20 protein-coding genes are annotated in these 25,771 nt (G+C 60.1%); 8 read left to right on the forward strand and 12 right to left on the reverse strand.

Features of this window, described 5'->3' with window-relative positions; genetic code table 11:
- The first annotated feature begins 282 nt into the window (after positions 1-282).
- Positions 283-1,551, forward strand: a complete 1,269-nt coding sequence (locus tag QB905_RS00840) for an MFS transporter (protein WP_282972678.1) — start codon at positions 283-285, stop codon at positions 1,549-1,551.
- A complete protein-coding gene (locus QB905_RS00845; RefSeq protein WP_282972679.1) occupies positions 1,551-2,948 on the forward strand; it encodes an amidohydrolase family protein in 1,398 nt (465 codons plus the stop codon). Before QB905_RS00840 ends, QB905_RS00845 begins: the two co-directional genes overlap by 1 nt.
- Before the next feature lie 84 nt (positions 2,949-3,032).
- Here QB905_RS00845 and QB905_RS00850 read toward each other — a convergent pair whose 3' ends face one another.
- The 9 genes from QB905_RS00850 to QB905_RS00890 form a co-directional block, all read right to left on the reverse strand.
- Positions 3,033-4,076 carry a zinc-binding dehydrogenase gene (locus tag QB905_RS00850; RefSeq protein ID WP_282972680.1) on the reverse strand — a complete coding sequence of 348 codons (1,044 nt, stop codon included), beginning with the start codon at positions 4,074-4,076 and terminating at the stop codon, positions 3,033-3,035.
- Between the two features lie 57 nt (positions 4,077-4,133).
- The gene (locus QB905_RS00855) at positions 4,134-4,622 is read right to left on the reverse strand and encodes a VOC family protein (protein WP_282972681.1); all 489 of its coding nucleotides are present in this window, start codon (positions 4,620-4,622) and stop codon (positions 4,134-4,136) included.
- Positions 4,623-4,643: 21 nt separating this feature from the next.
- Positions 4,644-5,459: a DODA-type extradiol aromatic ring-opening family dioxygenase gene (locus QB905_RS00860; RefSeq protein ID WP_282972682.1), complete on the reverse strand. Its 816-nt coding sequence runs from the start codon at positions 5,457-5,459 to the stop codon at positions 4,644-4,646.
- A gap of 92 nt (positions 5,460-5,551) precedes the next feature.
- A complete protein-coding gene (locus QB905_RS00865; RefSeq protein ID WP_282972683.1) occupies positions 5,552-6,538 on the reverse strand; it encodes a helix-turn-helix domain-containing protein in 987 nt (328 codons plus the stop codon).
- Between the two features lie 8 nt (positions 6,539-6,546).
- A complete protein-coding gene (locus QB905_RS00870; protein WP_282972684.1) occupies positions 6,547-7,647 on the reverse strand; it encodes an acetamidase/formamidase family protein in 1,101 nt (366 codons plus the stop codon).
- A gap of 107 nt (positions 7,648-7,754) precedes the next feature.
- On the reverse strand, positions 7,755-8,939 hold the full coding sequence (locus tag QB905_RS00875) for an aromatic ring-hydroxylating oxygenase subunit alpha (protein ID WP_282972685.1): 1,185 nt from the start codon (positions 8,937-8,939) through the stop codon (positions 7,755-7,757).
- 175 nt (positions 8,940-9,114) lie between these two features.
- Positions 9,115-9,951 carry an oxidoreductase gene (locus QB905_RS00880; protein WP_282972686.1) on the reverse strand — a complete coding sequence of 279 codons (837 nt, stop codon included), beginning with the start codon at positions 9,949-9,951 and terminating at the stop codon, positions 9,115-9,117.
- Positions 9,952-10,059: 108 nt separating this feature from the next.
- Positions 10,060-10,986, reverse strand: coding sequence for a ribokinase (locus QB905_RS00885; protein WP_282972687.1), 927 nt, complete (start codon positions 10,984-10,986; stop codon positions 10,060-10,062).
- Between the two features lie 103 nt (positions 10,987-11,089).
- Complete coding sequence (locus QB905_RS00890) at positions 11,090-13,438, reverse strand: acetamidase/formamidase family protein (protein WP_282972688.1); 2,349 nt, start codon at positions 13,436-13,438, stop codon at positions 11,090-11,092.
- Between the two features lie 482 nt (positions 13,439-13,920).
- Between QB905_RS00890 and QB905_RS00895 the strand changes: the two genes are divergently transcribed.
- From QB905_RS00895 to QB905_RS00905, 3 genes are all read left to right on the forward strand, one after another.
- Positions 13,921-14,886, forward strand: a complete 966-nt coding sequence (locus QB905_RS00895) for a PDR/VanB family oxidoreductase (RefSeq protein ID WP_282972689.1) — start codon at positions 13,921-13,923, stop codon at positions 14,884-14,886.
- A gap of 7 nt (positions 14,887-14,893) precedes the next feature.
- On the forward strand, positions 14,894-15,916 hold the full coding sequence (locus QB905_RS00900; protein ID WP_282972690.1) for a bile acid:sodium symporter family protein: 1,023 nt from the start codon (positions 14,894-14,896) through the stop codon (positions 15,914-15,916).
- Between the two features lie 125 nt (positions 15,917-16,041).
- On the forward strand, positions 16,042-17,178 hold the full coding sequence (locus tag QB905_RS00905) for a TauD/TfdA family dioxygenase (protein ID WP_282972691.1): 1,137 nt from the start codon (positions 16,042-16,044) through the stop codon (positions 17,176-17,178).
- A 130-nt stretch (positions 17,179-17,308) separates the two neighbouring features.
- On the opposite strand, the gene QB905_RS00910 is transcribed toward QB905_RS00905, so the two are convergent.
- The 3 genes from QB905_RS00910 to QB905_RS00920 form a co-directional block, all read right to left on the reverse strand.
- Positions 17,309-18,937 carry a Na+/H+ antiporter gene (locus QB905_RS00910; protein WP_282972692.1) on the reverse strand — a complete coding sequence of 543 codons (1,629 nt, stop codon included), beginning with the start codon at positions 18,935-18,937 and terminating at the stop codon, positions 17,309-17,311.
- A gap of 417 nt (positions 18,938-19,354) precedes the next feature.
- Complete coding sequence (locus tag QB905_RS00915) at positions 19,355-19,738, reverse strand: hypothetical protein (protein ID WP_282972693.1); 384 nt, start codon at positions 19,736-19,738, stop codon at positions 19,355-19,357.
- Between the two features lie 204 nt (positions 19,739-19,942).
- On the reverse strand, positions 19,943-23,269 hold the full coding sequence (locus QB905_RS00920) for an EAL domain-containing protein (protein WP_282972694.1): 3,327 nt from the start codon (positions 23,267-23,269) through the stop codon (positions 19,943-19,945).
- Positions 23,270-23,503: 234 nt separating this feature from the next.
- On the opposite strand from QB905_RS00920, the gene QB905_RS00925 reads away from it, so the two are divergent.
- Genes QB905_RS00925 through QB905_RS00935 form a run of 3 tightly spaced genes read left to right on the forward strand, consistent with a single transcriptional unit; the run spans position 23,504 to position 25,716 of the window.
- A complete protein-coding gene (locus tag QB905_RS00925) occupies positions 23,504-24,727 on the forward strand; it encodes a TadE/TadG family type IV pilus assembly protein (protein ID WP_282972695.1) in 1,224 nt (407 codons plus the stop codon).
- Entirely contained in the window at positions 24,724-25,368 is a 645-nt protein-coding gene (locus QB905_RS00930; protein WP_282972696.1) for a response regulator, read from the forward strand. The genes QB905_RS00925 and QB905_RS00930 overlap by 4 nt, the downstream gene beginning before the upstream one ends.
- A gap of 3 nt (positions 25,369-25,371) precedes the next feature.
- A complete protein-coding gene (locus tag QB905_RS00935; RefSeq protein WP_282972697.1) occupies positions 25,372-25,716 on the forward strand; it encodes an ATP-dependent Clp protease proteolytic subunit in 345 nt (114 codons plus the stop codon).
- The last annotated feature ends 55 nt before the right edge of the window (positions 25,717-25,771 follow it).

A 25,771-nucleotide genomic window follows, 5' to 3' on the forward strand; every position in this document is an offset into this window, starting at 1 on the left:
GATCAGGAACCGGATCATCGGTCTTCGCCCGTCGATTTGGTATGAGACGTCATCGAAAAGCGACTCGCCAAAAGCCGCCGCACAGTGTCCTCAAACCGGTGGCCGCGACCGTCTGCCCCCTGCAAGGTTGCCGCCCGGCGCACAATCTTTTGATTCAAAGCCGGTGCGGCCTGAGTTTGGCCGCGCGGTGCTTGACGTCCCACCTTTCAGCGTCTTTCCGTAGGTTGTGCATGTTCAAAGACGGTCGGGTATCGGCTGGTCTGAGATATGAAAGGGACCATCATGGCTGAAATGGAATCGTCGTCGCCGCTGCGCCGCTGGCTGGTGTTTGGAGCCATGAGTCTGGCCTTCTTCATCGTGACAGGCGGCACATTCTCATCGCTCGGCGTCTTGCTGCCGACGATGGTGCAAGAGCTGAAATGGAACTGGGCCGAGGCGGGACTGGGCTATACCCTGCTGGGGGCTTCCTGCGGGCTGGCCAGTCTTTTCCCGGCCTTCGCCATACGCACCCTGGGCGTGCGCGGCACACTGCTGATCGGCACCGTGATATTGGTGGCCGGATTTGCCTGTCTGGCGCTGGATCGCAGCGTCGCGCTGTTCTGGGTGGCGACCACGCTCATCGGCATAGGGTTCGCCTTTTTATCGGTCGTGCCCGGCACGCACATCCTGACCGATCTGTTTGGCAATCGCCCGGCCATTCTGGGCGTCTATTTCACCCTCGGCGCCCTGGGCGGCGTGGCCGGGCCGCAAATCTACCAACTGACCGACAGCCTGTTCCATGACTGGCGCGTGTACTGGTGGGCCTTTGCCGTGATGGGCGCGATTTCGGGCCTGCTGGCCGTCATGGCCGTGCCCGCTCACCAGATCCACCCGGAAGCGCAAAGCAACAATGCGCCGGTGACGCCCGTGGGGATCGTCAAGGGGCTGGGCGAATGGAATGTCAAACAGGCACTGGCGACACCGCAATTCTATCTCATCGTCGGCGGCTATACCTCCTTCCTGCTGGTCAATACCACGACGCACGGTTTTGCCGTGCAGCACCTCATCGAGCGCGGCGTCAGCCAGGTCAATGCCGGTCTTATGCTCAGCCTCGAAGCCTTTATCGGTGCTACGGTCACGCTGATCGGCGGCTTTATCGGCGAGAAGGTTTCGGCCAAAACCCTGATGATCATTTCGCTGGGCGCGGTGACCATCGGCACCTGGGGCCTGGCCGAGGCCACGAGCTGGAATTACATGATCCTGTATATTTTCGGCGTCGGCATTGGCTATGGCCTGTCCCTGTTGTCATCGACTTTGCTGTTGCTCAACTATTTCGGCAAAAAGGCCAATCTGGAGCTATTTTCGATCATGTGCATGTTGAGCACAACGGCGGCGCTGGGCCCGTTTTTCGGCGGCTGGATGCGCGATGTCACGGGCAGCTTTTATGGCCTTCTGGTCATCCATGCCGCCATCACCCTGTTCCTGTTCGTCTGCACCCTGTTTTTGCGCCGCCCCACCTTGATCGGCAGCGGCGGCTTCTCCGACGAAAAAGCTTTGAGTAAGGATGCGTAATGCAAACGCCTAAAATGAAAGCCGACCTGTTGATCAGCGGCGCAACCCTGATCACCATGAACGCCGGGCGTCAGGTGATCACGGATGGCGCACTGGCCATCACGGGCGACACGATTATCGCCGTCGGCAAGGACGCGCAACTGCGCAGCGAAATTGAGGCCACGCGCGTCATGGATGGGCGTCAGTTCGTTGTGACGCCGGGCTTTGTGGATGGTCACATCCATATGACTTGCGATCCGATCACCGGCGGATTCGCCCGTGGGCCGCGTTCGGTGGATCCGCGCGTGCGGATGTCGGACTGGGTTCTTCCCCTGTTCAAGAGCCAGACCCCGGCCGAAGAGGCGATCTCGGCCAGTCTGGCGGCGGTGAATATGCTGAAAGGCGGCACGACCCTGTTTATGGAGGCCGGTACGGTCATCCATTTCGACGAGGTCATGGAGGCGCTGGCCCGCACCGGATTGCGCGGACGGGTGGGGCGCTGGGTCGAAGGCAGGGCCTATAGTGACCAGCAGGATCAGGCGGCCCTGTCGCGCGCCGCGATCAGCCTGCTCGAAGATGAGATCGCCCGCTATCCCGATCAGGGCGCGGATACGCTTCTGGCGGGCTGGCCGGTGCTTGTCGGTCATTCCACCAATTCCGATGATGTCTGGCTGGCCGCCGCCCAGTTGGCCCAGAGCCATAATCTGCGCGTCTCGGCCCATATGAGCCCCAGCCAGGGTGATCCGAACTGGTTCCTCGGCAAATATGGCCGCCGCCCGATCGAGCATCTGTACGATCTGGGCGTGCTGAGCGAACGGATCTGCATCACCCATCTGGTCGAAATTGATGAGAGCGAGCTGGACTGTCTGGTGGAAACCGGCACCAACGGCATTCACTGTCCGTTTTCGTCCTTTCCGGGTGGGGTAGGCCTGTCGCAATCAGGGCTGTTCCCGGAAATGATGGCGCGCGGCATGACGGTCATGCTGGGCACGGACGGCAAGCCAGCCGATATTCTGAACGCGGCGCGCATGATGGCGGGCGTGTTCCGCGATGCCCGCCGCAATCCCTATCTCATTGATGACGGGGCGATCCTTGAACTGGCGACGCTGAACGGCGCCCGCGCGATGGGCATGGAGGGCTATCTGGGCTCTATCGAGGTTGGCAAGAAGGCCGATTTCCTGCTCCACGACACCCATACCGCGGCCTGGGGGCCGGTGTTTGATCCGGTTCTGCAACTGGCCCTGGGTGCATCGCAGGGACGGGTTCACAGTGCGTTTATCGACGGTGTTCAGGTTGTCGAAGATGGCCGCTGCACCCTCATTGATGAGGACAAAATCATCCATGATGCGCGTCAGGCCGGGCTGGAGCTTGTCGGGCGCACAGGATTGCAGATGCACACCGCATGGCCGATGATTTAGAGCGGTTTGCCGCCCTATGCGCACAAACAAAAGCGGCCGGATGGTGTCATCCGGCCGCTTTTCTGATGATGAGCGGGGGCCTGATTACAGGCGCACCACAATCTTGCCGAAGAAGTCGTTCGACTCCAGACGGGCTTCCGCCTTGTCCAGTTCGCCAAAGTCCCAGAGACTGTCCGTGACGATTTTCAACGTGCCGTCGCAATAGGCGGCGATCGCGTCACGCATTTCCTGCCGCGAATAGCCGCCGTGACCGATGATCGAGCGCCCGCCATGAAACAGGCTCGTATTGGTGATGGTGGACTGGTTGCCCGCCGTCGTACCCGACATGACGACGCGGCCATTTAGGCCCGTGGCACTGATGGCGGCTTGCAAAAATGGCCCGCCGACATGATCCCAGACCATATTGGCGCCTGCGCCGCCGGTAAAGGCCATCACGGTTTCAACCCAGTCCACGGCCTGCCGGTCAATGACAAGATCGGCCCCCAGCCTTCGGGCGGCCTCAACCTTGGCTGGCCCCGCCGCCATCGTGATGACCGTGCAGCCCATCGCTTTGGCGATCTGGATACCGGCAATCCCCAGCCCCGACCCCGCACCCGGAATAACCACCGTCTCACCGGGCTGAAGCCGACCCGCGCCGCGCAGGCCATGCCAGGCGGTCGCCGAGGCCGACGGCACGCAGGCCAGTTCTGTCAGCGTAATGTGCTGCGTATCGACAGGAATGCAGTTTTCGGCGGGCAGGGCGACATATTCCGCCATGCCGCCGGGTCGGCTTGCGCCGCAGATACGCGATTTTCGGCAATAGACCGACAGCCCGTTCAGGCAGCGGTCGCAGCGGCCACAGGTGACCAAAGGGTCGGCGACCACCATCTTGCCGATCAGGGCCTCACCCTGCGGGCTGGTCGCTTCGATCACTTCGCCGACAAAATCCATGCCTGCGATGTGCGGAAGCTGAAACCCGTCGAGCAGCGCCATGCCGCGCTGTATCACATCAAGGCGGTTGAGCGCGCAGGCAATCACCCTCAGCACCACCTCACCGGGCTGGGCGACGGGCCGGGGCACCTCCATCAGGCTGCGAACCTCAGGGCCGCCGAAGCGCGTTTGAACCCAGGCTTTCATGGTGGCGGCCATTTAAGGTCATCCTTATTGTGTATTAAAAAAACCGATTGTCCGGCACGGCCCGCGCACCTACTCGCGCGTATATTCGGGCGGCACGGGCTGGTCGCCCGTCTTGACCCAGAGCAGGATTTCATTGCCCCACGGGTCTTCAAACGCATGGTTGAAGCCGTTGAATTCCTTCCAGTAGTGATCGCGCCACAGGATGGTTGCGCCGCGCTCTTCGGCGGCTTTCAGGATACGCTCATGGGAATCGTCATCGCTGACCAGAATCCAGATGCGCGCCTTGCGGCCTGAACTGACCAGTTCGCGCGGCTCCACGCCTTCGGCAAGGGGGTGCGGGCGCGCATTTTTAGCGTCGAAGATACCGAGATGCAGGTTGCCGATCTGGCTTTGGCTGCCGTCCTTGTTCAGGAAGTTTTCCCCCGGCACCAGACGGTGATACATGCCTTCGGGGCGGCCTTCGTTTGTCCAGCCAAAAACCTCGGCATAGAATTTACCTGCGGCGGCGGTATCGTCCGAGGCCAGGTCAACGAAGATCAGGGTATTGGGATAGGTCATGCAAAGCTACTTTCTTAAAAATCAGCCGAACCGGAAGGCGGAGACGGTCGCCTTCATGACGACATCGCTGAAAATGCGCTGGCCCTGATCATCGCCCCCTGCACCCGCCGCCACCATCAGCGGCAGAAGATGTTCTTCGCGGGGGTGGGCATTGCGTGCCGCAGGGCCTTGCGCCCACCGGGTCAGGCGGTGGGCGGTGTCCTCGCCTTCAATCGCATCGGTCAGCCACTGATCGAAGGCGGCGGACGGGGCGATGGCCGCAGGCGTGCGGAAGGCGTGCATATTGTGATAGCTCATGCCCGAACCGATGATCAGCACGCCCTCATCACGAAGGGCTTGCAGGGCCTTGCCCGCCGCCAGATGTTCGGCAGGATCAAGGCCCGTTTTCAGCGACAGCGGCACCACGGGTATATCGGCGTCCGGGAAGGCCAGCAGGAAGGGGATGAAGACGCCATGATCAAAGCCGCGCGCCGTATCGGTGCGGGCAGGCAGGCCCGCCTGGGTGAGCAGTTCGACGATGCGGGCGGCCAGGGTGGCTGAGCCGGGCGCGGGATATTGCAGTTCATAAGTATGCTTCGGAAAGCCGGTATAGTCATAGATCATCGCCGGTTGCTCGACCGAAGCGACGGTAAATTCAGCTTCTTCCCAATGGCCGGAAATCACCACAATGGCCGTGGGGCGCGACGGCAGGGTGGCGGCCAGCCCCTTGAGCCAGGCGGCCATCTTATCCCAGGTATTGGCGGGTTCGCCCATCAGCGACCAGTCCATGAAAAAGCAAGGGCCGCCACCATGCGGAATGAACAGGGTGGGCTGGGGGGTGTCGCTTGCGGTGCTCATCGGGATCGTCCTTTCGGATGGGAAGACGGAAGTGTGGTACGCGGGTGGGGCCGGGGCGTCTTGTCTGTACGCGACGAGAAACTTGCGCAATCTCACCCGTCGGATGGCGGCTGAAAAGCGGACGCGGTGGCGGAGGTGTCGCCGCCCGCCTGCCGGTGTTCGCGCGGCGACAGGCCATATTGATCGCGGAATGACCGGGAAAAATGGGCGGCGTCATTAAAGCCCCAGCGAAATCCGATTTCGGAGATGGAAAGCTGGGCGTAGATCGGGCTGATCAGTTCGGCATGGCAGCGCGAGAGACGACGCAGCTTCAGATAGGCGCTGAAGGTCTGGCCGTTCTGCGTAAACAGCTTTTGCACATAGCGCGCCGATACGCCATGCTCGGCGGCGACCTGGGCCAGGGTCAGGTCTGGATCATGCAGCAGGGTTTCTATTTTTTGGCAGATGCGTTTGAGATGCGAGGCGCGCGCCCCGCTGGCACCACCTCTGGCCGCGATCCCGTCTTCGGCCAGACAGGCGACGAGAAATTCCATCATCGCCTGTTCGATGGGCCGGAACTGATCCTCCGACAGATCGCCCAGCAACCGGGCCGTCTCGACCAGCAGGCCGTGGAAAATGCATTCGATGCCGACACGTCCGCTCATCAGGCCCACACGCTGGCCGATGGGCACAATCAGCCTCTGGGCCGCGACAGGCGGAATCTTGACGATAAGGAGCTTGAAATCGCTGGTGAAGCGCAAGGTAGAGTCCACGCCGGTCGAGCCATAGATGATGGCGTGGGGGGCCACATCCCTGATCTCACCGCCGGTTTCCAGCGAAGCCTGGCCTTCGAGCGCCACCCCCAGCCATAGCGCCGTCGGCTGGGCGGCGGAGCGTCCGGCATAGACCTGCGGGCCGGAGGTAATGACGGCGAATTCGCAGCCCAAGGGAGTGGTGGCCACGGTGACGCGGCCATGCAGGACGGAGGCGGGCGGAATATCCGCCATCGGCATTCTGAGACGGTGCATGACATCCGCCCACGCTTCCCGCCGCGCGCCTTCGGGCAGGCTATCGACGGAAAACGTCCAGGGCGCGGTCATGGGAGGGATCAGCCCTTGTCGGCGGGGTCGGTGACAACCCCTTTTTGCGGAAACAGGTTCCGGTCGATGCGGACGTGAATGCCCTGCGTCGCGTCCACCACCTGGGTGACGCCGAAATCGGCTGCGACGCTCATCAGCGAATAGGCGTCATTGCGTGACAGGCCCTGATGTTCGGTCAGCAAGGTCAGCATATCGAGCGAAGCGTTTTTCATGGCCTGATTGAGATCGGGGTGAAAGCCGTGGACGATCCAGGTATTGGGGGTTTCGAGAAGCGGCGAGGGGAAGCTGAAATCCTTGCGCAGTATAATCTGAAACAGCACATTCAGCGAGGCCTCGATGGCCGTGCCGCTGATTTCGCCGTCACCTTGCGAGACGTGCGGGTCGCCGATCGAGAACAGGCCGCCCTTGACCTGAACCGGGTAATACATGGTGGCACCCGCACCGATGCGCCAGTTGTCGATATTGCCGCCATGCAGGCCGGGTGGAATGGTCGAGACGCGGCCATCAACGGCGGGCGCTACGCCAGCGGTGCCAAGGTGCGGGCGGGCCGGAACGCTGATCCCCGCAAGGGCTGGCATCCGGTCGCAGACGGGGCAGTGGGTGACGGTGCCGGGCACCAGATACTTGCCGGGAAACTCATAGGCATAGTGACCCGAAGCGGTGTTGGAATTGGGGTTTAGCTCATAGATGGTGACGCGCTCTTTCTGATCGAACTCGTCATAAAGATGACCCCAGTTGGCGGCGAGATTGGAGCCGTAATTAAAGCGCGGCGTCATCTGGAAATAGCGCACCTCCAGCATGTCGCCGGGTTCGGCACCCTCGACAAAGATCGGCCCGGTCATGATATGGACGCCGGGATTGCGGTCGGCTTCGGGCACTTCGGTAAAGATGCGCGTAATCTCTTCGTCCATCATCAGTTCGGGTGCGTCACCGGCATGGTGGGTGACGGCCTCGGCCATGATCATGTCGCCGCTTTTCACGGTGAGGGCGGGTTTGATCGACGGATCGAAATAGCCCCAGTGGATGGTTTCCGGCGTGGCGCGCAGCTTGTGAAAGGCTTGCGGTTCAAGGTCGGCGCGGTGTTCACCGTGGGTACAGATAAGGGCCATGCAAGATCTCTGGGAAATGGGCGACTGGGATATTTCGGGCGTAGGGGGGCTGTCATGGCCGGAAGGTTGCGGCCATGTCGGGCAGGGTGAGGCGGTTGAGAGGCGCGTTAGGCGGCGGGTTTTCGGGCAGCGACGCCGGAGGCCTGAGGGCCGCTCAGCGTATTCCAGGTGTCGCGGTAACGTTTGACGAGCCAGCGGTTGAACTGGATTTGCGCACCCTCCTGCCAGGAATAACGCCCGCGCGGCGCGAATTTCGAGCGCAAGCCCTTTTGCACCAGTTCATCGACGTGCATGTCCTGAGCGACGATGTGCATGGCGGCGGCCATATTCATCTCCATTTTGTGCGCGAAGGACGGATGTTTCGAAGCCCCCGGCGCCACCAGTATGCCGGTATCCTGATCAAGGCTTTCCGGGCCGGTGGGGCGCAGGATCAGGTAAATCACCATATCGCTCATCATCACCAGCGACAGCGTCGGCGGCACATTGGCGAAGGTCATCCGTCCGCGGTCGGCCTCATCAAGATCGGGAAAGATCGGCAGCAGGGCCTTCTGGGTGGCGTTGAAGCTGGCGTCGGGGTGGAGCGTGCCGTTGAAACGCAGGAAACCGGCATGGGCAGGGTCGGATTCGGGGAATTCAGCCAGTTCCGACGGCACAAAATCGTGCAGCGGGCCCTGATGCAGTTTCGAGGCGTGATAACCGTCATTATTGTTTTCGAACATCACCTTCCAGTTCCACGGAAAGCTGCCCTGCATCGGCTTGTCGCCCTCGGCCTCGGCCAGATTATAGTGGGCGATGGCGTCGGACACATGGCTCAGGCGCGGGGCCAGAGGTGCGGCTTCGGCGTCGAAATTGATAAAGATGAAACCCTGCCAGATCTCGACCTTGAAGGGCGTCAGGCCATGCTCTTCCTTGTTGAAATTGCAGGTCTTCTCCATAGCGGGCGCGCCGGTCAGCTTGCCATCCAGCGAATAGGCCCAGTGGTGATAAGGACAGACAAAACCGCGCGCCTTGCCTGAGCCCTCGGACACCAGCATGGCGCGGTGGGCGCACACAGACGACATCGCCCTGACCACGCCGTCGCGGTTGCGCGTCACCAGAATGGGTTCGCCGGCGATATGCGTATTGAAAAACTCGCCCGGCTCCCTGATCCACGATTCACGACCGACGCACAGCCATTCATGGTAGAAGAGGGCTTCCTTTTCAAATTCGTAAAAATCGGCGCTGGTATAGCATTCGGGCGGCAGGGTTTCGGCCTCGGCCAGATCGGTTTCCGAGCTGATGAGGGACGTCATGAACGGGGTATCGGGCAGCTTCAACATAGGCGAACAAACCTTGTGTTCAGGGTCTGAAGTGGCAGCGCCCGTCTGAAGGGATGCCATCTGTAGGTCATGTCTAGCGGAACGGATCGCTGGCGGTCTTGTGCCTGCGCGCACAACAAGTTGCTGAGAGCGCATGACGAGCCGCGCTCTATGAGGCGGCTTCGTCGATGGCGGTGGAGAGGATCAGATCCTTCCAGGCGTCCATTTCCGCCCGCTTATCGGCCAGCTCCGCTTCGGCATAGCCAAGGGCGTCGGCCCCCAGTAACAGGCCAAGCGGCGGATTGGGCGCGGAGGCGATGGTGATGATGGCCTGGGCCGCTTTTTTGGGATCGCCGCCTTCGTGACCGGCGTGATCGCGCAGGATGCGTTCGGCGGCATGGCCCGCGCCGTCATAGTCGGCGATCTTGGTGCGGGCGGTGGTCAGGCTGCCCTTGCTGAAATGGGTGCGAAAGCCGCCGGGCGCGACATTGATCACGCGGATGCCCAGTTCGCGAACCTCCTCGGCCAGGGTGCGGCCAAGCCCTTCCATGGCGTATTTGGTAGCGCCGTAAAAGCCGGAACCGGCCCAGGGGCGATAACCGCTGACCGAGGTGATATTGATGATGCAGCCTGCGCGGCGGGCGCGCATCGTGGGCAGAACCGCCTGAATCACATTGACCGCGCCAAACACATTGACCTCGAACACGGCCCTGAACTCTTCCGGCGTCGCCTCTTCGATGGCGCAGATCAGGCCGTAACCGGCATTATTGACCACGACATCGAGCTGGCCGAAAGCGGTCTCCGCCGCCGCTACTGCCGCCTTGACGCTGGCGACATCGGTAACATCGGCCATCAGGCCCATAGCGCGTCCGGGGGCCAGCGCTTCAAAGGCCTTAAGCGCTTCAGCCTGGCGTACCGTGCCCGCCACATGATGGCCCTGGGCGAGAAGCGTTTCTGCCAAAGCCCGGCCCAGACCGCTGCTTACCCCTGTGATCAACCAGTTCATTTTACCTCACCTATATGATGCCGCCGTGATGCGGATAGAGTTTATGTGAATAACGAACTGAAAAATAACGATTTCCATAAGTTCGCCGATGGTGTTGCCTGCTCCCTCTCAGCCGAGGGCGCGCAGGAAATCTGTAACCTCGTCAGTACTGGGCGCGGCATTGGCCGAGCGCCGTGACACGGAGATGGCGGCGGCGGCTGAGGCGCGGCGCATGGCGGCGGGCACCGGGCAGCCCGTCGCCAGTTCCCCCACCAGCGTGCCGTTGAAAATATCACCGGCACCGGTGGCATCGACGGCCTCGACCCTGAAGGTGGGTACGCGGATGAGCGTTCCGTCCATCAGGGTAGCGCTGCCATGAACGCCCAGCGTCACGACGGGTGTGGTTGCGCCCATGTCGTGCAGGCGGGTCAGCGCTGCGCTCAGCGACATATTGTCGGTGCCGGTGATGCCGGTGAGGGCCGCCAGTTCGATTTCGTTGGGCGTGACCACATCGGCGAGCGGCAGGAGGTCGGTGGCCCAGACCTGTGCCGGTGCGGGATTGAGAACGGTCAGGACGCCCGCCGCGCGGGCCGATTGCAGGCCTTTGCGAACCGTGGCCTCAGGCGTCTCCAGTTGCACCACGAAAGCGTCGGCACCGCGGATCAGCGCACCTGCGACATCGATGTCCTCCGGCGTCAGACAGGCATTGGCACCCGGCGAAACGACGATCATATTGTCGCCACTGGCGGCGACGAGGATATTGGCGATACCGGTGCCGGTGCCGGTTTCGCTGCGCACATGGCTGTCATCGACCCCCATGCTTTTCAGAAAGTCCCGCGCCTGACGGCCAAGATCGTCATCGCCGATGACGGCGATCATGTGGGCGGCATGGCCCTGACGGGCAATCGCCACGGCCTGATTCAGCCCCTTGCCGCCAATGACGAGGGCGCTGTCCGTGGCCATGATTGTCTCATTGGCCTGCGGCAGGGCCGCGACGCGCAGGATAAAATCGGCATTGACCGATCCGGCGACAACAATCCTGAGTTTTTTGCGCATACAGCTTCCCCGTGGGTTAGACCCTGATCGTTAGGCCCACCTTGCGGCCCGGTCTTGCCTCAGGGCGCACAGAGAGTTGCAGACACAAACCCTATCTGCACCACTAAGCCGTAAACAGCGCCTTGCGAATAATGGCGTGACAGCCCCAATTGCCGTTGACGACCTGGGTGATGCCAAAATCAACCCCGACCGATAATAAGGAAATCGCCTCATCCTCACTCAGGTCTTTCGAGGTCATCAGGAAGCGGCGCGCTTTGCGGAAGGCGTCGCGCATGGCCAGATCGACCGAGGATTTCTTGTAGATTTCGCTCTGGGCCTTATCGCCCAGTTCGCGCAGATAATTGGGCTGGCTAAAGCCCATGATGACCCACTCGTCCTTGGTTTCGATCAAAGGATAGTCGAGATCGTTCAAGGGATCGCGCAGGTTTTCCTTGGGGTGCAGGATGACCTGTATCATGGCCGTCATCGAACATTCGATGGCCGTGCCGCACAATTCCGAATCGCCCTGCGAGGCGTGAGGATCGCCAATCGATAACAGGCCGCCCGCCACATTGACCGGCAGAAAGATCGACGCGCCCGGCCCCAGCCGCCAGTTGTCCATATTGCCGCCGAAATTACCCGGCGGCACCGAATCGACCATGTCGTCCTGGGCCGGAGCCAGGGCCACCATGCCGAAGTGTGGCCGCACCGGAATCTCGACATTGCGCAGCACGTCGAAATTCTTTTCGATGCTCGTCTGATCAATCGGCACACCCGGATAGTCATAGCGGTGGTGGCAAATGCCGTAAGGGTCAGTCTGCGGCGTATAGCGGAAATTATAGACGGCGTGGGCGCAGGCGCGGCCCTGATTTGTCTCGACCTCATAAATGGTCACGACTTCGCGTGGCTTCGGCTCGGTCAGGAGGTCGTGATAGTGAAAGCCCCAATAGGCGGCCAGATTGCTGCCGAACGTCCGCCCCGCGAACCTGGCATTGCGGCTGGGGCGCGTATTGACCTCGATGAAGCGCACCTCGATGATGTCGCCCGGACGCGCGCCCGCCACCGCGATGGGGCCGGTGCAGATATGCACGCCGAAACCTTCACCGGCACCGCGCCCGACCGCCGAAGCGTCCATCGGGCCCGCGCCGCGCCGCTCGACGGCCTTGCCGCTGGCGTCCCAGCGATAAATGGCCTCCGCGCCGGGATCCCCCTCGATCATGCGTTCATAATCATCGCTGGCATGGTGGGTCAGGGTTTCGACCGTCACATAGTCGAACGACTGCACCTCCAGAACGGGCTTCAGATTCTTGTTGAGGTAGCCCCAGTGGACGGTGGCCGGTGTGGCGGGCAGGAAATGGTGGCGCACGCCGGCTGCTACGGCATAGCCGGCAAAAGCGCGGGTCGGCGCAAAACCGGGGTTTTCCTCTTCCTCAAGGATGGGGTCGTCGCTGGCCGGATGGTCCTCATCCTTGCTGGCCTTTTGCTCACGCACCACGTCGGGGCGGCCGCGATTAAAAATCTCGGCGATTTCGCGGTCGGTCGGCGGCGATTTGCGGTATTCGCGCGGCGATGTGCCATATTGTTCGCGGAAGGCGCGGCTGAAGGAGGCGGAGTCGTTAAAGCCCCACTGAAACAGAATGTCGGAGATCGATTTCTGGGCGTGGAGGGGGCTCAACAGATCCATGCGGCAGCGCTCCAGCCGCCGCAGCTTGACATAGTGGCCGAAGCTTTCGTCCTCGGTTTCAAACAGCTTTTGCAGGTAGCGCATGGAAATACCATGCTCCTTGGCGACCTGTTGCAGGTTGAGGTTCGGATCGCTCAGGCGCATTTCGATGGTTTGAAACACGCGCTGAAGCAACATGGCGCGCGCGCCCGCCGAGCCGCCCAGGGCCTTGACCGGTGCATTTTCCATCAGGGCGGTCAGGATGAATTCCGGCAGGCTCAGTTCGACCGGGCGAATCTGGTCAATCGTCAGGTCGTTAATCGTGTCGGCGACCGAACGCAGCATACCGGACATGACGCGGCCCGAACCGGCATGGCTGGAAATATGGGTGACGCCCGAAGGCAGAGGCGTATGGATGCGCAGCGACAGGATGGATTTCGGCACCTTGACGAACAGGAAGCGATTGTCGCGGCGAAAATCGAGGGCCGCCACAACGCTGCTTTCGCCGAAAATAATATCGCCTTCCTGAACGGCTTCCAGCAGGACGCCGGTGCCCGCCTGCAACTCGCCTTCCAGCAACTGAACCAGCCAGACAAAATCCGGCTGTTCACTCAGATCGATGGTGATTTTTTGCGGCGTGGCGGCGACACTGATGACATCCATCCCCTGTCCGCTCAGGAAGCTGGACAGTTCGCCATAGATGGTTTCCGAACCGACGGTTTCCAGTTTCAGGGATTTACGTTGCAGCGCAAAACGCCAGGCGTCCCAGCGTTGTTCCTTAGGATAGGCATTTGTCGTAAAACGTAACATAGGCACCTGATACGCGGAATTTTAAAAAAGATACTCAAAAAACAGTATGATAATGTGGATGGTGCGTGCGTACTTCAAGCGCTCAACCGCCACACATGCTGTTACCGATGAATCTATCTCTCTAAAATGGAAAATAGCGAATCAAATTTTATTCCGCGTCTGCACAGGCATTGTCACAACTATGCGTTGCGGCGAAAAAACGGCCACGGCAAACGCTGATTCTTGGGATATGCCAGCAGAACTTGCTGAAGAACTACCGTGGCCGACCTGAGGACAGGCATTGTCAGCTTATCCTTTGGCAGGGCGTGCGGTCTTGATTGCCTGCGCCCAACAATTTGGCAGCGGCGGGTGGCGGTTTAAAAAAAGATAAACTTGTCGCGCTGCGCACATAATATGGGTGCGAAATGACAAGTTCTGCTGGCGAGGCTTGGCTATAGTGGGCGAACAAACCTAAGTTCGGTCGTGTTGCGTAAGGATTGCGTATGACAGACAGCCCGTTACAGGTGCGCGTGCATCACCTCATGGACAGGTCGCCGGGAACGGCTGACGCGGTACGCATCCTCGATCTGCGTCCCGTGGCAGATACGGTTCTGCCGTCTTTCGAAGCGGGTGCCCATATCGACATCCATGCCGGGGCGGGGATCGTGCGGCAATATTCGCTGCTCAATGATCCGGCGGAAACGCATCGTTATGTCGTGGCGGTGGCGCTGGATGCGGAGAGCCGTGGCGGTTCCAGATGGATTCATGACTGGGTTGAGCCGGACGATCTTCTGACGATCAGCGCGCCGCGGTGTCATTTCCATCTGGTCGAAGACGCTGCGCATAGTGTTTTGATCGCGGGCGGCATTGGCATCACGCCGATCTGGGCGATGGCGCAGCGCCTGATGGCGCTTGGCCGTTCGTTCGAGCTGCATTATGGCGCGCGCCGGGCGGCCACAGCGCCCCTGCTCGACGATATGGTCTGCGCCTTGCAAGACAGCGGACGCTTTCACACCCGGTTTGAAGAGAGCGACGGGCGGCTGGATTTGAAAGGCATTTTGGCCGCAGCGCCAGCGGGCAGCCATGTCTATGCCTGCGGGCCCGCGGCCATGCTCGACGCCTATCTGGCCGCCAGCCAGGGCCTGCCTTCAGACTGCATCCACTATGAACGCTTCGCCGCCACGATTGAGGCGGCCTCTGAAGGTGGCTTTACAGTCGAACTGGCGCGGCGGCAAATGAAGATTGATGTCCAGTCCGGTCAGACCATTCTGGATGCGCTCAAAACAGCCGGGGTCAATGCGCCGCATTCCTGCGCCGAAGGGATTTGCGGGGCCTGTGAGACGGCCATTCTCAGCGGCGTGGCCGATCACCGCGACAGCGTTTTAAGCGACGCGGAAAAAGCCGCCGGAAAGACTATGATGATTTGCTGTTCGGGCGCAAAGACCCCCAACCTCGTTCTTGATCTGTGAGCCTGACATGTTTGCCAAACTGAATGCCGCCAGCACGACCCTGTTCAGGGTGGTGGACCCGTTTATTCTCCTCATGCTGACGATGGTGCTGGCCGCCAGTCTGCTGCCGGTGCGCGGCGAAGCGGCGACGGTGGCGGGCTGGATCACCAATGCCGCCATCATGCTGTTGTTCTTCCTGCATGGCGCGAAGCTGTCGCGGCAGGCCATTCTCAGAGGCTTTGGCAATCTGCGCCTGCACGGGCTGGTTCTGGCCACGACCTTTGTGGTGTTTCCGCTGATCGGACTGGCCATCAAGGGGCTGGCGAGTGGTTTTCTGGCCCCCACCATATTGAGCGGCATCGTATTTCTCTGTCTTCTGCCCTCGACCGTTCAGTCTTCCATCGCCTTCACAGCCATCGCGCGCGGCAATGTGGCGGCGGCGGTTTGCAGCGCATCTTTGTCAAACATATTGGGGATTTTCCTGACGCCGGTGCTGGTCGGCCTGTTGATGGGGCATACGGCTGGAATTTCCCTTGATTCGATTGGAAAAATCGCCGGACAACTGCTCTTGCCGTTCGTCGTGGGGCATCTGATGCGGCCCTGGCTGGAAGGCTTCATCACCCGGCACAAATCTCTGGTGGGCCGCGTTGATCGCACCTCGATCCTGCTGGTCGTCTATACCGCTTTCAGCGCCTCGGTCGTCGAAGGGCTGTGGCACAAGGTCAGCATGGGCGATCTGGCCATCGTTCTGGGGCTGTGCGGCCTGATTCTGGGCCTGGTGCTGGCCCTGACCTGGTGGGGCGCGAAGGCCCTGGGGTTCGCCTATGCCGAACGGGTGGTGATCCTGTTCTGCGGCTCGAAGAAAAGCCTCGCTTCCGGCGTCCCTATGGCAAGCACCCTGTTTCCTCCGGCGGTGCTGGGGCCGGTCATCCTGCCTCTGATGCTGTTCCATCAGGTGCAACTGATTGCCTGTGCTTTTATCGCGCGCAAGCTCCATGCCGATTATGACAAGCTGGCTATGCCGGCCAGGGCCGATGTGGCCGGGAAGTAAGCAGGGCCGGTGCGTCGGCCTGCCCGGCAGTCAGGCTCAGGGCGTTCGTCGATCAACAGATCATGCACATCCAGACAAGACCGCATGAGCGGCCTTTGTTAGTCTGATCAGGACAGTCAACCGTCATGCGTTTGGGCGCTGATGAAGAGAGAGTAAGTCTGATGAATGTGGTGGCTTCCCCTGTGCCTGCGGGCCTGACGCTCAGCGAAATAACGACGCAGGCGGCGTGGCGTGGCGATCAACTCGTCCAGTCGGATAGCTGGGTCTATCTTTTGTCTGACGCGCAGATTGCCGAACTGGAAGCGCTGGGAACACGTTTCGTGGAAGCCGATCCCGACCTGCGCTTTGTGCAAAAGGAAGACTACCCGCTTGTCGCCTGCGCCGAGGCTGTCAAAGCGTGGGGCCGGGATGTCGATTCCGGACGTGGCTTCGTGCTGGTGCGGGGCCTGCGCACCCACCTCTATTCCGACGCCCTGTCCGCCGCCATCTACTATATTCTTGGCATGCACATTGGCGACCCGATCCGCCAGAACGAGATGGGTGATCTGGTCGATTCGGTCTATGCCACCTCCGACAAGACGATGGATGACCCGACGGCCAAGTCGTCGAAGGTGCGTGACAATCTGGTCTATCACTCAGATTCGTCGGATATCGTGTCGCTGATGTGTCTGCGTCCTGCCAAATCCGGTGGCGCTTCGTGTCTGGTGTCCGGGGCCGAAATCTATAACGAAATCCTGCGTCGCCGCCCCGATCTGGCCCCCCTGCTGTTCGAGCCCTATCATTTTGACTGGAAGCGCCAGGATGCCAACGCACCCGCCAATACCTACACATCGCCGATCATCAATATGACCGACGGCGTGTTCAGCATGTATGCCGGTTCCCTATATATTCTGACCGCGCAGGACTATCCCGAAGTGCCCCGCCTGACTGAAGCGCAGATCGAGGTGCTGAAGCTTTTCGACGATATTGCCTATGAGCCGGGCATGGCGATCGAGATGGATTTCCGCCCCGGTGACATTCAGTGGCTGTCCAACTACGCCGCCCTGCACGCGCGCATCATCTATGAGGATTACCCCGAACCCCAGCGCCGCCGCCATCTGTTGCGCCTGTGGCTGAGCCGTCAGGGTGATCGTCCGGTTATTTCCGGTTTTGGCAAGAATGGCGTCGTTCAGGTGCGTGACAAGCCCCGTCCAGGCCAGACCGAAGACAATCTCGGCAATTTCCGTATATCGGTGGCCGCTGTGCCGCGCCTGATAAGCTGATCGCGGCTTAGGCAAATGCTAGAGCAACGAGCGTTTCATTTGACTTACAAATTGAATGCGAGATGCGGAAAAACGTAAAATATAGAGCGGGTTGCATGCCTTTGACCGATTCAATCAGAATGCAAACCACCTAGTTGAGCGTTTGCAGGCGCGTTTCCAGAAGATCCACGTCTTTTACAAGGCCACGCACCACATCATCGGGCAGATTGCCCGACCAGTCCTGCTGGAGATAGGCATTGCGTTCGGCGTGCAGAGCCGCCTCCCAGACTGCTTTTTCGACAGTCTCCAGATGGATGAGATGCTCACGAGAATGGCTGCTATTATGGGCGTTGAGCCGATCCGTATAGAAGCGGATCGCCCTGTCGCCAGCCTGGGCATAGATCTCAGCCTCATTGGCGCTTACGCCGCTACTGAGGGCTTCGATGGCCTGGATCGCGGCGCTGGCGGCCGTACGTTTCGCGTCCTCTATGCGTGCCTTCAGGCTCTCATCCTCGGGCTGAGGCAGGCCAGACAGAAGCCAGGGCAAAAGGATGGTCGCGGTCAACAGGGAGGTGATGATTACACCAGCCGCCAGAAAGATGACGAGATTGCGCACCGGAAAGGGATTGCCGTCATTCAGATACAGCGGAATGGTCAGGACACCGGCGAGCGTAAGCGCGCCGCGCACACCAGCGACCGAGGTGATGGCGATCAGACGCCAGTTACTGCGTAAGGCATGGGTTTCGGAACGGCCACGACGTGAAAAATTTATCTGGAACGACAGCCAGACCCAAAAGAAGCGCAGCGCCGCCAAAACAACATTGATCGCCAGGATGTAAAACAGCATCCAGATCGGATCATGATGACCGGTGACAACGACCACGTGTTCGGCACGCGCCGCGATGGATGGAAACTGTTCACCCAGCAGAACGAAAATGATGCCGTTGGTGGCAAAGGCGATCATATCCCAGACAGCGGCCCGCTGAATGCGGGTTTCAGGCAGGGCGGCGCCCTTCTGTTCGGCATAGCTCATGGTGATACCGGCGGCGACGGCCGCCAGAATACCCGAGCAATGCAGGTATTCGGCCAGCATATAGGCGCCAAATGGGATGAGCAGGCTCACCAGTATCTGCGAGCCGGGCTCATCCCCCAGATACCGGGTGAGCAGGTTCTTGATCTTGTTCGCCAGCCAGGCCACGGCGACACCGCACGCGATACCGGCCAGGGCCAGCCAAAGAAAGAGCAGGCCGGCATGGACGAGACTGAAGGTGCCGGTCAGGGCGACAGCGACGGCCAGACGCAGGCACACAAGACCGGACGCATCGTTCAGCAGGGATTCGCCCTCCAATATGTGCCTCAGCCGTTCAGGCATGGGTATGCGCGTGGTGATCGACGACAAGGCCACGGGATCTGTGGGTGACAGCACCGCCGCCAGCGCAAAAGCGATGGTCAGCGGCATTTCCGGGATCAGGAGATGGATAATCAGGCCGCCGCCCAGCACGGTGAAGACCACCAGTCCGACCGAGAGCTGTAAAATGGGCCGCCAGTCCCTGAACAGGCCGGTCTTGGGTATGCGCCAGCCCTCGAGAAACAGGAGCGGCGGCAAAAACAACAGAAAAAAGATGTCGGGCTCCAGATCAACCGTATGGCCCGTCACCCACACGATCAGGGCGCCAAGGCCGATCTGCACCAGGGGAATCGGTAATCGCGTTGCCCGCGCCAGCCAGGTGCTGATCACGATGGCCAGCAAGAAAGCCAGAGATAGAAGGATATTGTCCATCGCTGTGCGAGACTTTCAAAAAGGAAATCAGTTGATTGCGGCGCGTATCCACAAGGTTTTGCAGGAGCGGTTAGAGCGGTTTGCATTCTGATTGAATCGGTCAAAGGAATGCAAACCGCTCTACATTTTACATTTTTCCGCATCTCGCATTCAATTTGTAAGTCAAATTAAACGCTCGTTGCTCTAGAGCGGTTTGCATTCTGATTGAATCGGTCAAAGGCATGCAACCCGCTCTACATTTTACGTTTTTCCGCATCTCGCATTCAATTTGTAAGTCAAATTAAACGCTCGTTGCTCTAGAGCCTCTCTTCGCCGAAATTATGACAGGGCCCATCCTATGGGCGCAGGGCACGGTAGATTCAGAGATCAATCTGCTCCTTCATTGCCCACGCATCATCTCTTGAGACACAGAGAAGATCAACCCGCCTTGATCCGCCGTTGCGCGACCTCCGCCGTATCTTCAGGGCGGGTGTTGAAGGCAATGGCGGCAGTCGGCGCACCCTGATGTACAGCATTCACAACGGATTCGAACAGTAACAAACTCTTCGGTGGCAACCTCAGGCCTCCGCCTATGATCACGCAGTCATAGGTCGTCGTGGCGAGTTGTGCGGTCAACATCGCCATTCCGGCATCGTCGGGTGAGATCATGCAAATGTCACCTTGCCAGCCCTTTTCCGCGATTCTCGTGGCCGCAAGGTCGATCCCGGCCTGAATTTTTTCGGCATTGAAGCCCGGCGGAAGCGCGGGATCGGAAAAATCGACAGTTTCAGGCTTTTGGCCGACAAACAGTACCTTGGTCATCGTGAGTGTCCTTTATTGGGGTATCGAAGCCGCGGCAAACGCCCAAACCATAAGTGTAGCTTGAGACCCGCCTAGTTTAAGCATCTTGCTCCTACTTTGCCCCATCCTTTGATCAGCTTGGTAGGAGACAATCGAAATCTCAACGACCGCTTTCGGGCGCGGTAGCTGTACGATTCGACAATGACCGCATTGGGCGCAACGCCGTCATTCAGCAGGGAGCCGGTCTAACAATGATCCGCTTATTAAATCAGTAAAAGCGCTTGCGGGCATGGGCCTGCCAAACAGGTAGCCCTGCAGCGCGTGCACGCCGCAGGCTTTCAGGTAGCGGTGCTGGCTTTCCGTCTCTATGCCCTCGGCCACGACCGTCATTCCGAAGGCCCGGCCGATGCCGGTGACGGCTTGAATGATCGCCAGAGCTTCCAGCGCCGAATGGCGTTCGCCGTCCAGTGCCGCCACGAATTCGCGGTCAATCTTGATCTTATCGAAGGCGAAGCGATGCAGCGAGGTAAGCGACGAATAGCCCACACCGAAATCATCAAGCGCCAGCTTCAGACCCAGCCCATGCAAATCCTTGAAGAGTTCGCGGATGCGCTCGGGTTCACCCATGAAAGCGGTCTCCGTGACTTCCAACACCAGTCTGGCCGGATCAAAGCCCGTTTCCGTCAGGGTCTTGCGCACCTGTTCTGTGAAGTCGACCTGACCAAGCTCCTTAGCGGACACATTGACTGCCACCGGAATATCCGACCATTGGCGGGCGTCCTGCATGACCCGGCGACGGGCGAAGGTGCCGATTCGGTAGACGAGATCGGTCTTTTCGGCCAGCGTAATGAAAATATCCGGTCCGACAGGAGGCAGCGCCCCACGGTTCCAGCGCATCAGGGCTTCCGCGGAGACGATTTTCGTGCCAGTGCGGTCAAAGATCGGCTGATACCACATTTCGAGCTTACCCGCATCGAGGTCTGCTTCCAGCGCCGCCAGCATCTCTTTTTCGGGGTCACTGGCAAGGGTTGCCGAGGGCGTTTCCAGCGCCTGTCCCAGAAGTTCGTCAAGCTCCGCAAGCGTGCGCTGCAACCGCGCCTCCAGAAGCGTGATTTCGTCGATGCCGACCCACCTGGCGTCGCTGCGGATCGCCCTTTCAATATCATCGGCTAGAGCGGCCACCGCCTTTGCGCCCAGATTGAGGCTCATCGATTTCAGCGCGTGGGCGGCCATGGCGGTCCGTTCGCCATCACCTTCGCGGTGAGCGTTGCGCAACTGATCGAGGGCAACAGGCCCGTGTTGCTTATAAAGCCCGATGACGCGCTGGACGAAGGCGCCGCGATCCTTGTTCAGCCCGTCGATCATGGGACGGATCAGCGTCATGTCGAACAGTTCGTCGATATCGCCGATGACCGGCATAACAGAGGAATCATCGGCCTCCAGCCTGTTGGCCTCACGCAGGCTTGCGGGCAGATGGGCGTGCAGAATACGTTCGAGATCGGCCAGCCGAAAGGGCTTGTGCAGCACATCATCCATACCGGCCTCGCGCCAGGCCTCGGCGGCAGGGCCGACGACATGGGCGGTCAGCGCAACCACTGGCAGACGCGCCTTTGCGTTTGTGCGCTCGTTGTCGCGCAGCTCGCTCGTGGCGGCAAAGCCGTCCAGCACGGGCATGGAGCCGTCCATCAGCACGAGATCGAAGACCGAGGCCTCGATCAGATCGAGCGCTTCGCGGCCATCACGAGCGGTTCGCGCGGCAATGCCAAAGCGCGAGAGGGCTTCCAGGGCCACTTCGCGGTTGACCTCTCCATCATCGACCACCAGCACGCGCGCCTGAGGGTAGCTTGTGACCACGCCCGCATGCGAACCGGCAGAAGGCGCTGTTAAAGCGTCTCCGCTGGCGGCGCGTTTCAGCAACTGGTCAAGCTCGCCATGACGGATGGGGCGGATCAGCACGGCGGAGATATCGCCCTGCGCCAGCAGGTGCTCGGGCGTCTGGTCATCAGCCTCGGCGATCAGCACGATCTGGCCGGTCTGGACCTCCTGAGGCATCGTATCGGTGAAGATCAGATCGGCCTCGCCTTCGGTCAGTATCATATCGGCGGCCTGCAAACGTCGTGTCAGGGCTTCGCGCAACAGGGCGCCTGACAGGTGCAGGCGGGCGCGCAAGTGGCAAGGTGGCGGCGCGGCGGCGGCGGTGCCCGGCGTCATGGGCAGACGGACGTGAAAAACCGTGCCCTTGCCCTGCTCGCTGGTCACGGCAATGGCCCCGCCCATGGCGTCCACCAGCCGTTTGGCGATCGACAGACCCAGACCCGTGCCGCCAAAGCGCCGTGTCGTGGTCTGGTCTTCCTGGGTGAAGGCCGAAAAGATCGATGTCAGCTTGTCAGCAGCAATGCCAATGCCCGTATCAGCCACTGTGAGCCGCCAGAAACCCGCCTTGCGATCCGGCGCTGCCTGCACCAGCACATGACCGCTTTCGGTAAATTTCAGCGCATTGGAGACAAGATTGGAGATAATCTGACCGAGGCGAACGGGGTCGGCGGGCACGGTGGCGGGCGCGGCGTTGTCGATAAATGCCACCAGTTCGAGGCCCTTGGCGCGGGCGCGCGCCGCAAACAGGGTGACGACATCATCGATCAGATCGGGCAAGGCGACCGCACAGGTCTCGATCTCCAGCTTACCGGCTTCAATCTTGGAAAAATCGAGAATGTCATTGATCACGGCCAGAAGATTCCGGCCTGAGCGGGCAATCGTGTCGGCAAAGCGCCGCGCCCGCGCGGGCAGGGATTCGGCGGCCAGCAGTTCGGCCATGACCATCACGCCATTCATCGGTGTGCGGATTTCGTGACTCATCGTGGCGAGAAACTCAGACTTGGCGGCGTTGGCGCGCATCGCTTCGTCACGCGCCGCCATAAAATCACGCGTGCGGGCCGCGACCTCGCTTTCCAGCCCCATCATGTGGGCCTCAAGCCGTGCATCGCGCGTCTGGATGGCGTCGAGCATCGCATTAAAGCCTGTAACCAGCCGCCCAACCTCATCGTCGCTATGCCGGATCACGCGTCTTGAATAATTATGATCGGCGGTGATGGCATCCACCGACATCGCCAGCTCGGCCAGAGGCCTGGTCAGGGCGCGCTGCATATTACGGGCGATCATCAGGGCAATGACCAGAGCCGCGGTCGCCATTGCGAACACACCGCCAAGCGCCGTCAACAGATCGCGGATAAAGCCCGTCGATCTGTGTACCACCACGACCTCACCGATGCGATGGTCGGCCGCCAGAACGGGCGCGCGCACCTCAATGCTGCGGGTCATGATCAGCGCCATCAGACCTGGCGGACCATGATCGGCATCGGCGATGACATCGCTTTTCAGCCGCGCCCCCGCCCCGGTTTCTGAGAGCAGGGCGCCAGAAGCGTCCTCGATGCGGGCATAGACAATCCCCGGTGTGCGGCGAACAGCGCGCAGCGCCGTGAAGGCGTCATGTGGATCGTGCGCTGCAACCGCATCGGACGCCGACGAGGCCAACACATCGGCCGCCGTCTTCATAACGGTCCAGCGCGCCTGTGCCTGCCTATCTGCCTCGTGAAAACACAACAACCCTGCCACCGGTAAGGTTGACATAAGTACGCTGCCAAGAACAAGGCGCGTCAGGCGTTGCTGAATTGAGGTTTTGAGCAAAGACAAATGAAAATAATCATTGTGTTAGATTGATACCTCCAAGCCTAATTAGGAAATATTAAAATATTGCAGTCATGGTAGCTCAAAAAGAGTTTGAAGCGCATGACGTATCGGGAGACATTTTTCAGGGCGACGCGAGGTAATGTCACGACCATCGTGGCCTTAGCCGCTATACCTCTGTTGATGGGCGCGATGGCAGCGCTGGAATTTACCGACATGTCCAATGCTCACGCGCGCTTGCAAGCGGCGGTGGACGAAGGCGCCCTGTCGGGGGCGGGGCAACTGGCCGTGGCTACGACGACATCGGGCGACAGCGCGGTTCTCGACAATGCTCAGACCGTGGCGCAACAGACTTTGGCTAGCCAGAATACATCCGATACGGCAAGCTTTACGGCTAGTATTGGCGGGAATCGTTCGAGTGTCACGGTGGATGGATATACGCTTTACAAACCCATTACGGGTATTCTAGGCGTGCAACCCCGCCGGATAGCGGCCACGGCAACGGCTGAAACCATGCAGCGCACGCCGCTTTGTGTTCTGCAAACCGATAGTTCGGGCGGAATTGACATCAAACAGACCGGCCAGATTCGCGCCTCCGGCTGCGCCGTTCATGCCAATGCCGATATCCATGTAGCTGATGGCGGTTTGATCAAGGCCGATCAGGTTCAGGCGGTCGGTAGTATTTCGGGTTCGGTCGATCCGCAAGGGCAGCAGGGCGCATTGCGGATTGATGATCCTTTTGCCAGTTTGGATCTGAGCCTTGCCAAAAAACAATGCCAGCTCGGAGGCGGATTGCTGCCCATTCATCTGGGCTCAGGCACCATGGATCTGCCGCCTGGGCTGCATTGTCTGCCAATTACAGTGCTGGGCAACGGTACCCTGCATCTGGAACCCGGCGATCATTACTTCTTCGCGCCGCTTATCATGTCTGGCAATTCAATCCTGGAAGGTGATGATGTCGATCTGATTTTCGGCGGCGTCAATGTTTTCAATTTTTCCCAGAATGCCACGGTCGAACTCAGTGCGCGGCGTTCCGGGCCGTTTGCCGGATTTCTGATCGCCACCTCACGCGATAATCATGGCGTTTTCACCATTGCTTCGGGTCATGTCAGCAAGCTGCTCGGCACCATCTATATTCCGAATTCGCAGCTTGTGGTCGATACAGGTGGCAATGTGGCTCAGGACTCGTCGTGGAGCGTCATCGTCGCCAAGGATATTGCCCTGAGGCAAAACCCGGTTCTGGTCATTAACAGCAACTATGTGGGCTCAGGCGTGCCGGTACCTGCCGGTGTGGGCCCGTCCAAAATGCCGGTTTTATCACGATGAACGGTTCGCACTTCGTCGATATGGATTCGGCGCGCATTCTTGTCGCGGACGATGATCCGATCCTGCGCGAATTCGCCGCCACTCATCTGGCGACATCAGATGTCGAGGTCGAACTGGCCGAGGACGGCGAGGCGGCCTGGCAAAGGCTAATGCAGGGCGGGATCGACATTGCGCTGGTCGATCTGGAAATGCCGCGCCTGGATGGGTTTGGCCTGATCGAACGGGTGCGCTGGCAAGAGAGCTTGAAACACCTGCCGCTCGTCGTGGTCACGGGCCGCGAGGACATGACCGCCATCGACCGGGCTTTCGCGCTGGGGGCCACATCCTTTGTGGTCAAGCCGCTAAACTGGCGGCTATTGCTGCACGAACTGGCCTATGTGCTGCGGTCCTCGCGTGCCGAGGCTGATGTGCGCGCAGACCTCGAAAAAGCAAGGCGCGCCTGCGATCTGAAGGATCGCGTTCTGCGGCTTTCGCGTCAGAAAATCATGACGCCGCTCACCACGATTATTGATGCTGCTGAAGCTATTGAAAAGGCTACTGACAATCCCGCCATCCGCATGGGCCTGACCACCATAGCCGATGCGACCGTCAGGCTTACGCAGGTGCATAACGATATGGCCGAGGCCGAGAAATTTCTCTAGCTTTTGAGGCCGCGGACAGATTACGGATACGAAAATATTTCATCCGGCATCAATAGCATTGGCTTCCCCGGCGGCATGGTGACGAGCGGCTTCGTGATACATTACACCATGCGATTTGTCCGCGCTCAACTACATACACTATGCATGGGGACTGCGCGCTCGGTGGGATCGTTCCTGTTGATGGCGGGCGTGGCGTCGCTGTCACAATACCAGCATCATCACCCATCAATCGCGGGCGACTTCCAGGCCCAGGACATGCTCATCCCCACACCGAGGTACGAGCTTTTTCCGCTAAGCCATCAAGCCTGTCGCATGTCTGGTTTCGGGCTGGTTTTAATTGAAACGTAACCACAACGACTCCATTTCCGCAATGGGCCTAAGCAGTCGGCAATCGATTAAATGG

It is taken from the genome of Asticcacaulis sp. EMRT-3, assembly GCF_030027245.1.
GTDB lineage: Bacteria > Pseudomonadota > Alphaproteobacteria > Caulobacterales > Caulobacteraceae > Asticcacaulis.